The sequence below is a fragment of the Ancylobacter sp. genome (assembly GCF_965249975.1).
GTDB lineage: Bacteria > Pseudomonadota > Alphaproteobacteria > Rhizobiales > Xanthobacteraceae > Ancylobacter.
On the sequence record NZ_CBDFNE010000015.1, the window covers coordinates 273,768 to 282,500 of the forward strand.

General features: G+C 63.1%; 10 protein-coding genes and 2 rRNA genes (1 of these 12 cut by a window edge). 1 reads left to right on the top strand and 11 read right to left on the bottom strand.

The features are described 5' to 3' along the window. Positions 1-25 precede the first annotated feature (25 nt). The 7 genes from rpiB to ACP2AH_RS12065 all read right to left on the bottom strand — a co-directional run bounded on the left by rpiB (position 26) and on the right by ACP2AH_RS12065 (position 5,260). Complete coding sequence (gene rpiB / locus ACP2AH_RS12035) at positions 26-472, bottom strand: ribose 5-phosphate isomerase B (RefSeq protein WP_192637265.1); 447 nt, start codon at positions 470-472, stop codon at positions 26-28. Positions 473-535: 63 nt separating this feature from the next. Further along, positions 536-1,336 carry a transporter substrate-binding domain-containing protein gene (locus ACP2AH_RS12040; RefSeq protein WP_425106018.1) on the bottom strand — a complete coding sequence of 267 codons (801 nt, stop codon included), beginning with the start codon at positions 1,334-1,336 and terminating at the stop codon, positions 536-538. A 35-nt stretch (positions 1,337-1,371) separates the two neighbouring features. Beyond that, on the bottom strand, positions 1,372-2,136 hold the full coding sequence (locus ACP2AH_RS12045) for an amino acid ABC transporter ATP-binding protein (RefSeq protein WP_425106019.1): 765 nt from the start codon (positions 2,134-2,136) through the stop codon (positions 1,372-1,374). A gap of 30 nt (positions 2,137-2,166) precedes the next feature. Next, positions 2,167-2,829: an amino acid ABC transporter permease gene (locus ACP2AH_RS12050; RefSeq protein ID WP_425106020.1), complete on the bottom strand. Its 663-nt coding sequence runs from the start codon at positions 2,827-2,829 to the stop codon at positions 2,167-2,169. Positions 2,830-2,839: 10 nt separating this feature from the next. After that, on the bottom strand, positions 2,840-3,523 hold the full coding sequence (locus ACP2AH_RS12055) for an amino acid ABC transporter permease (protein WP_425106021.1): 684 nt from the start codon (positions 3,521-3,523) through the stop codon (positions 2,840-2,842). A gap of 44 nt (positions 3,524-3,567) precedes the next feature. Then, positions 3,568-4,620 carry an NAD(P)-dependent oxidoreductase gene (locus tag ACP2AH_RS12060; protein WP_425106163.1) on the bottom strand — a complete coding sequence of 351 codons (1,053 nt, stop codon included), beginning with the start codon at positions 4,618-4,620 and terminating at the stop codon, positions 3,568-3,570. Then, positions 4,508-5,260, bottom strand: a complete 753-nt coding sequence (locus ACP2AH_RS12065; protein ID WP_425106022.1) for a FadR/GntR family transcriptional regulator — start codon at positions 5,258-5,260, stop codon at positions 4,508-4,510. Before ACP2AH_RS12065 ends, ACP2AH_RS12060 begins: the two co-directional genes overlap by 113 nt. A gap of 395 nt (positions 5,261-5,655) precedes the next feature. Here ACP2AH_RS12065 and ACP2AH_RS12070 point away from each other — a divergent pair, with 395 nt between their 5' ends. Further along, positions 5,656-5,883: a hypothetical protein gene (locus ACP2AH_RS12070; RefSeq protein WP_425106023.1), complete on the top strand. Its 228-nt coding sequence runs from the start codon at positions 5,656-5,658 to the stop codon at positions 5,881-5,883. A 451-nt stretch (positions 5,884-6,334) separates the two neighbouring features. Here the strand turns inward: ACP2AH_RS12070 and ACP2AH_RS12075 are convergent, their stop codons facing one another. The 4 genes from ACP2AH_RS12075 to ACP2AH_RS12090 all read right to left on the bottom strand — a co-directional run. Continuing rightward, positions 6,335-6,841: a cupin domain-containing protein gene (locus ACP2AH_RS12075; RefSeq protein ID WP_425106024.1), complete on the bottom strand. Its 507-nt coding sequence runs from the start codon at positions 6,839-6,841 to the stop codon at positions 6,335-6,337. Between the two features lie 16 nt (positions 6,842-6,857). Next, positions 6,858-7,157, bottom strand: coding sequence for a glutathione S-transferase C-terminal domain-containing protein (locus tag ACP2AH_RS12080; protein WP_425106025.1), 300 nt, complete (start codon positions 7,155-7,157; stop codon positions 6,858-6,860). A 289-nt stretch (positions 7,158-7,446) separates the two neighbouring features. Next, a 5S ribosomal RNA gene (gene rrf / locus ACP2AH_RS12085) occupies positions 7,447-7,561 on the bottom strand. Positions 7,562-7,672: 111 nt separating this feature from the next. After that, positions 7,673-8,733 (bottom strand): 23S ribosomal RNA (locus ACP2AH_RS12090) (it continues 1,760 nt past the right edge of the window).

The window sequence follows — 8,733 nt, forward strand, 5'->3', positions numbered from 1 at the left end:
CTCCTCCGCGCGGCGCTCATGAACGTCAGCCTTCGGCGTCCATCTGGTGCAGCTTCTCGACGCGACGGCGGAAATCCTCATCCGTCGAGAACTCGGCCGCGAGATAGGAGGTCACCAGATCCTGCGCCAGCCACGGGCCGATGATCTGCGCGCCGATGCACATGACATTGACGTCGTCGTGCTCCACCGACTGGTGCGCGGAGTGGATGTCGTGGCAGACAGCGGCACGGATGCCCTTCATCTTGTTGGCCGCAATGGAGGCCCCGACGCCGGTGCCGCAGACCATGATGCCGCGTTCCGCTTCGCCGGACGTGACCTTCGCCGCGACCTGGCGGGCGATATCGGGAAAATCGACCGGCTTGTCGTCATAGGAGCCGACGTCGATCACCTCGTGTCCAAGGCTGCGAATATGGTCGATGACGGCGCCCTTCAGCATCCAGCCGGCGTGATCGGAACCAATGACAAGGCGCATGATGTCTTCCTTCTGATGAGGGGGAGCGACGCCCGCCGTGGGGCGCCGCCATGTGCGAACGGCTCAGCTGGCGCCGCGCATGTTCTCCGGCAGGTCGGTGCCGTGGTACTTCTTGTAGATCGCGTTCAGCTTGCCGTTGGCGATGTTGGCGGCGATCCATTCATTGAGCTTGGCGACGAGGCGCGGCTCGCCCTTCTTGACGCCCATGGCGAGGTTGAAGGTGGTGATGAGCACCTTGGGCTCGAATGCCCGGGCGGGATTCTTCACGCCGATCTGGTTCACGATGGTCGCCGAGGTGGCGACGAAATCGGCCTGGCCGGTCACCGCCGCCGTCACCATGGTAGCGTCGTCGTCATAGCGCGCGACCTCGAAACCGCCGCCGTCCTTGGCGCGGTTGGTCAGGGCGGTGTCCTGCGTGGTGCCGCGCGAGACCGCGATCTTCTTGCCCTTCAGACCGTCCCAGTCCTTGACCTCGATGGTTTTGAGACCGCCCACGACCGATTCCAGGGCGGCGTAAGGCTCGGTGAAGTCGATGACCTTCGCGCGCTCCGGCGTCACCGAGAGGGTGGAGATCACCACATCGGCCTTGTTGGTCTGCAGGTTGGGGATGCGGGTCGCACCCGTCGTCTGCACCCACTCGATCTCCAGGCCGAGATCCTTGGCGAGAAGCTCGGCGGTCTCCACGTCGGAGCCGGTGGGCTTCATGTTGGCGTCCATCATGCCCGAAGGCGGAATGGCCATATCCGTCGAGATCCGGATCTTCTTCGCGGCCATGATGTTGTCGAGCAGATCGGCGTGGGCGGCGCCGCCGCCGAACAGGCAGGTCGCCGCGAGGGCGGCGGCGAACATCGTTTGCTTGAGCATGCGTCTCTCCCTTGATTTTGGTTGTGTCGAACGCCTCAGAACCCCGTGCCGACGAACTGCGCGAGTTCGGGAGTGGAGGGTTTCGAGAGGATGTCGGCCGGGCCCGCCTCGTGGACCTTGCCCTTGTGCATGAACACCACCTGATCGGCGATGCCGCGCGCAAAACTCATTTCATGGGTGACCATCACCATGGTCATGCCGTCGGCGGCGAGCGCCTCGATGACCTTGAGGACCTCGCCGGTGAGTTCCGGGTCGAGCGCCGAGGTAACCTCGTCGAACAGCATCACCTTGGGGTGCATGGCAAGCGAGCGGGCGATGGCGGCGCGCTGCTGCTGGCCGCCGGAGAGCTGCTCGGGATAGGCGTGCAGCTTCTCCTCCAGCCCCACCTGCGCCAGAACCTTCGCGGCCAGCGCGCGCGCCTCGGCCTTGGGCACCTTTTTCACCGCATGGGGCGCGAGGGTGATGTTTTCTTCAATGGTGAGGTGGGGAAACAGATTGTAGCTCTGGAACACGATGCCGACGTCTTGGCGCAGGGCACGCAGGTCCAGCCCCGCATCGTCGACCCGACGGCCGCACACCTCGATCTGGCCGTCATCGATGCTCTCGAAGCGATCGATGCAGCGAAGAGCCGTGCTCTTGCCGGAACCGGAGCGGCCGATGAGCACGGTCACCTCGCCGCGCCCGACCTCGAAGCTCACGCCGTCCAGCACTTTGAGCGAACCGAAGCTCTTATGGACATTGCGCAGCGACACCACGGGGGCAGCGGATGCGGAGATGGGCGCGGTCTGATGGGCATTCATGGGCGTTTTCCCTGGCTTTCCCTCGGGCCGTCACGCGAGAGACGGCTTCTTCTGGAGGGCCGTGCGCTCAAGCCTCCGGCTGAGGCGCGAAAGCGGATAGCAGAGCGAGAAGTAAACGAGCGCGATGATCGAGTAGATGAGGAAGGGCTCGAACAGAGAATTGTTGATGATCTGACCGGAACGCGTCAGCTCGACGAATCCGACCACCGAGGCGAGAGAGGTATTCTTGATAATCTGCACCATGAACCCCACCGTCGGGGGCGTGGCGATACGGATCGCCTGCGGAAGAATGACCTTGACCATGCGCTGCGTGCGCGACAAAGCGAGCCCTTCGGCGGCCTCCCACTGCGGCTTGGGAACCGCTTCGATGCAGCCCCGCCAGATCTCGCCGAGATAGGCGGCGACGAAGATGGTCATCGAGGCCCCGGCGGCGAGAAGCGGCGATATGTTGAAGCCGATCGCCGCAAGCCCGAAGAAGGAGAGGAACATGATCACGAGCAGCGGCGTGCCCTGGATCAGCTGCACATAGGTCGCCGCCAGCAGCCGCAGCACCCGGCTGGAGGAGACGCGTCCCAGCGCCACCAAAAGGCCGAACGCGCCGCCGCCGATCAGCGCGATGGCGGACAGGCCGATGGTCCAAAGAGCCCCGTGGCCGAGGAAGAGAAGATGGTTGATGTTCAGTGCGCCACCCATGACCCTCTCCTCACAACGGAGTGCCGAGACGGCGGCGGCGGGGGAACAGGGCCAGCCCGAGAAGCCAGAAGCCGAAGCGCATGATGAAAGACAGCGCGACATAGATCAGCGCGACGACGATGTAGGTTTCGAACGAACGGTAGGTCTCGGACTGGATATAATTGGCGATGGCCGTCAGTTCCTCTGCCGAAATCTGCGAAGTGACGGACGAAGCAAGCATGAGCAGGACGAACTGGCTGGTGAGGGCGGGATACACGCGCTCGATGCCCGGCCAGATGATCACGTGCCAGTAGATCTGCGCTTTCGACAGGCCGAGCCCCTCCGCCGCCTCGATCTGGCCCCTGTGTATGGAGTCGAAGCCGGCCCGCATGATCTCGGTTGTGTAGGCGCCGACATTGATGGTCAGCGCCACGGCGGCGACGGTGAAGGCGGAGAATTGCAGGCCGAGGCTCGACAGGCCGAAATAGACGAGGAAGATCTGGACGAGCAGCGGTGTGTTGCGGATCGCCTCGACATAGGCCCCGCAGAGACGTTCGACGACGAGGTTGCCGCCCCGCCGCCCGATCGCCCCGAAAATGCCGATGACCGCACCGCAGACGACGGCGATGAAGGCTAGCTGGAGCGTCAGCGCGGCGCCGTCGAGAAGCGCGTGCGAGCGCTCCAGCACCACCGAGAAATCAAGTACGAGACCCATGGTGGGAGCTCCACCTACCTGTCGAGAACAATTGGCAAGGGAAATCAGGCGTTGCTGGACGAACGCGGCTGGTTGACCATGCGGTCATAGACGCGGAACAGCGCCTGATTGCCGTTGCTCCCCTCCCCATGCGCGCGGGCGTCGAGATACTGGCTGGTGACCAGCGCCGTTCCCGGAAGCGGCACGGACAGGGCGAGCGCCTGTTCCTGCACCAGCCGGAGGTCCTTCAGCATCAGGTCGATACGGAAGCCGGCGCTGTCGTCGCCCTCGATCATGGCCGGGCCCAGCTTGTCGAGCATCCATGAGGCGGCCGAGCCGCCAAGCAGCACCTGCCGGAGCTGGCCGAGCTCCACTCCCAGGGCGCGGCCCAGCGCCAGCGCTTCGCAGATCGCCTGAATGTTGATGCCGCAGATGAGCTGGTTGCACAGCTTCACCGCCTGCCCGGCCCCGGACGCGCCCACATGATGGATCGTGGTTCCCATCGCCTCGAAGAAGGGGCGCGCGCGTGAGAAAGCGTCGGCCTCGCCTCCCACCATGATCGAGAGTGTCGCGTTCTTCGCGCCGACCGGGCCGCCGGAAACCGGGGCGTCCAGCAGCTGGATGCCGGCCGCTCGCAGCGTGGCGGCCATCTTCTGCACCGCGACTGGCGAGATGGTGCTCATGTCTACGACCAGCCGTCCGCGCGGCGGATTGGCGAGAAGTCCTGCCGGACCGAGCACCACATCCTCGACCTGTGGCGTGTCGGGCAGCATGGTGATTACGATGTCCGCCTCGCGCGCCGCGTCCGCCGGGCTGCCGGCCGCCGCCGCGCCGAGTGCCACCAGCGCATCGATCGCCGCGGGCACGACGTCGAAGACGTGCACGGTGAAACCGCCCTCAAGAAGATTGCGAGCCATCTCGCGCCCCATCGTGCCGAGGCCGATGAAGCCGACGTTTCCTTGTTGTTTCCGTCCCATAGCGTCCTGCTTTTTGTTGTGGCGCTGATCAGTCGGGCGTGCCGGCCCGCCGCCCTCCCTCGATGGCCAGCTTGCGGCGGAACTCGTCACCGATGGCGAAGTGCTCGCGCAGCGAACGGTCGGCGACTTCCGGATCGCCACCAACAATCGCGTCGAAGACCCGCTTGTGGTCCTCGATCAGATAGGTCCGCATGTCGAAGATGCGCACGAGGTGCCGGCGGTCGACATGCGAGCGCATCAGCACGGCCGACATGGAATCGTAGAGCACGCGCAATGTTTCGGAGCCGCTTGCTTGCACGATGGCATGATGGAAGTCGAAGTCGGCAAGGGCGCCGAGATCGGCATCGTCGATCGTCGCCTCGATCCGGCGAAGCGCCGCCTGCAGGCGCTCAAGGTCGCTCACGCTCGCGCGCTCCGCCGCGAGGCGGATGGACTGGCACTCGACCGCCACACGCGCCTGGACGATGTCATCCATAAGGTCGGCGCGGTGCGCCAGCGCGAAGGTGAAGAAGTCATTCAGCACGGAAATGTCCGGCCGCCGGACAATGGTTCCGACGCGGTCGCGGATTTCCACGATCCCGAGCACGGTGAGCGCCCGCAGCGCCTCCCGCAGGATCGGCCGGCTGACGCCGAGCTGTGCGGCGAGCTCGCGCTCGGGAATAAGCCGGTCGCCCGGCTTCAGCGCACCGGCGAGAAGCCGCTCGCGCAGAAAAGCGAACACCTTCTCGAAGCCCTTGCCGCCCTGCTCGTCAACCCGGGTGATTTCAAACGTCTCGGTCATCGGTTTAGCTTGCCGTGGTAAGACCAGTGTACATACCAAGACCCTGAGGTCAAGGCGGCGCACCGGCCCTTTATCCAGCCCTCTGTCCAATCGGCGGCTTGGGTCCGACGTCCCGGCGGACCGATTTCGAATGAACGGTAGGGGCCTTCATTGGAGGCCGCTGCGCTGCATCCTTCTGATGCGACTTGGGATGTTGGAACGCGAATGGAGGACTTTGCGGAAGGGGACGGATTCGCTCACTCACCTGACCGAGGTTCAGCTTTGCGAGCTACGGGCGTCGCTGGCCCGGTACTGGCGACACAGTGCCGCGACCGGCACGCCGGCCTCATGCTTTGTCAGGTGCGGACGATCTGCTCTTCCGGGGAGCGGCCCCGCCTCATGTTCCGGTGCTCTCAATGGCCAGCTCGAACGTTAAGGAGACTGAGGGTCGCGTCAATCGGGCCGCCAAGCAGGAAGGGCGCGGCGATTTTGGTCAGGCCCAGTCCGGCGACGAAAGCGAGCGTTTTCCAATGCCCGCGAGCTGCCGGTCGCCGCTCGGCAACCGGCAGCACCGACGCGCCATGTTGGTGGACGCCCAGGTCTTGTCGATGAAGATCAAGCACCCTTGGTCGAGCTCGGGCTAACCGCCGAACCACGCTTCGCGCTTGATCGAGCTCGCCGGCCCTGCTCGCTGGCTTGCGCGTGCTTTTTGAATGTCAGCCCGCAGCGGTCGAGCTAGGTCCAGATACTGCCAACGCCGGCGCGCGAACTCGTCTCCTACGCGGCGCGCCCAGACAATGGCGGTCGTCATGCCAATGCCGAAGACCTTGGAAGGGGAAACAGATCACAACGCCGCCTGGCCGCATACGAGCCTTCGCTGCCTCACCCCGGCGCGCTTGCAACCCGATCCCGAACAGACCACCACGACAACGCAGCTCAGTAACGAACAGGGGCAAACGGTAATACAATTACAAATGTCATTGCAGTCAGAACAAGATATCGCGTTGATTATCCCCTAGGATCCACGCGATCATCTCATCTTACTAGCGATGGCATAAAGATGCGATGCCAGCGGCTCGAATCACCCGCTTCTGCTCACGTCGGCGCCTTGTGGATCGGGTCCACCCAATAGACCGCCTCCGGCTTCTCCACCGGATCGACATCGGCGATGTTCACTACGATTGCCTCGTTATCGGAGCGCACCAGCACGCATTCGAGCGGCTCGTTCGGATCGGCGTTGATCTCCTGATGCGGCACGAAAGGCGGCACGAAGATGAAATCGCCGGCTTCCGCCTCGGCGACATATTCGAGCCGTTCGCCCCAGCGCATGCGGGCACGCCCGCGCACCACAAAGATCACGCTTTCCAGCGCGCCGTGATGGTGGACGCCAGTCTTGGCATCGGGTTGGATGGTGACGGTGCCGGCCCAGATCTTCTGCGCGCCGACGCGGGCATGGTTGATCGCGGCCTGCCGGTACATGCCCGGCGTCTGCGCGGTGTTGGCGTCGAGCCGGTCGCCCTTGATGACGCGTACACCGTTATGTTTCCAATGGTCCTCCGCGTGTTCGCGGTCATGCGGATGGTCGTGGGAATGCTCGCTCATCGTCTCGTCCTTTCGTTTACGCCGCAAGCGGCTGCGGCGCGCGGGTGGCCGTGAGGCTAGGATGCGCCGAAATCGCGGCGGACCAGCTCCCGGCGCCCGGATGATCAGCTCGCCAATCGTAATCGGGAAAGCGCAGAGCTAGATAGCCGAGCGCGCAGGCGGGCGTGATGGTGCCGATGGTCAGCTGGGTTCCCAGCCCGTCGGACCATTTGTCGATCCGCGCCAAAGCCGAGTGGATCTTATCGAACTGCCGCTCCTGCCACTGCGCCCACCGGTGCTCGGGCGGTGGATTCGTAACGCACCAGCAAGGCGGCATCGAGCAGGCCGTCGCCCAAAGACTGCTGGGTCAGTGCTGTCCAGCGCGCCGGGCCATCGGCCGGGAACACGCGGCGATGAGCGTCGGCACCTTTCCCAGAGGAGTCCGCTCGACGACGCCGGGATCGCCATCGATCGTATCGGATTTCGCTCGAGCTGATCAGACCGGTAATTGCCGTGCCCGCTGGAACGCCCTGTTGGCCAGAGTCAAAAACGAAAACCCCGCCTGTGATTTCTCACGGGCGGGGTTTTCTTGGGTTGTGAAGAAGCTTTTTTGCTGTGCTTAGCAGGCCTGGCAGCGACCTACTCTCCCAGGTCTTGAGACATAGTACCATCGGCGCTGAGGAGTTTAACGGCCGAGTTCGGGATGGGATCGGGTTGGGGCTCCTCGCAATGGCCACCAGGCCGGCGAAGCACAGCATTTTGCGAAGCAAGGACCCTATTATTGGGTCGGCGCGTTTGCGCCTGGTCTTTGGATGTCTTTGATCCTTGATGGGATGGCCATCGAGGATGAGAACGATCAAGCCAATCGAACGATTAGTACCGGTAAGCTCAATATGTTGCCATACTTACACACCCGGCCTATCAACGTGGTCGTCTTCCACGGTTCTCAAGGGAATACTCGTTTTGAGGTGGGTTTCCCGCTTAGATGCTTTCAGCGGTTATCCCGTCCGTACATAGCTACGCTGCACTGCGGCTGGCGCCACAACAGCTCCACCAGAGGTACGTTCATCCCGGTCCTCTCGTACTAGGGACAAATCCTCTCAATATTCCTACACCCACGGCAGATAGGGACCGAACTGTCTCACGACGTTCTGAACCCAGCTCACGTACCACTTTAATCGGCGAACAGCCGAACCCTTGGGACCTGCTCCAGCCCCAGGATGTGATGAGCCGACATCGAGGTGCCAAACGATGCCGTCGATATGGACTCTTGGGCATCATCAGCCTGTTATCCCCGGCGTACCTTTTATTCGTTGAGCGATGGCCCGTCCACGTGGGACCACCGGATCACTATGGCCGACTTTCGTCTCTGCTCGACTTGTCAGTCTCGCAGTCAGGCGGGCTTATGCCATTGCACTCGACGACCGATTTCCGACCGGTCTGAGCCCACCATCGCGCGCCTCCGTTACTCTTTGGGAGGCGACCGCCCCAGTCAAACTGCCCACCATGCAATGTCCCGGATCCGGATGACGGACCGCGGTTAGACATCCATATCTATAAGGGTGGTATTTCAAGGATGGCTCCACGAGAGCTGGCGCCCTCGCTTCAAAGCCTACCACCTATCCTACACATACCGACACGAATGCCAGTGCAAAGTTGCAGTAAAGGTGCACGGGGTCTTTCCGTCTGACCGCAGGAACCCCGCATCTTCACGGGGAATTCAATTTCACTGAGTCTATGCTGGAGACAGCGGGGAAGTCATTACGCCATTCGTGCAGGTCGGAACTTACCCGACAAGGAATTTCGCTACCTTAGGACCGTTATAGTTACGGCCGCCGTTTACCGGGGCTTCGATTCAAAGCTTGCACCTCTCCTCTTAACCTTCCGGCACCGGGCAGGCGTCAGACCCTATA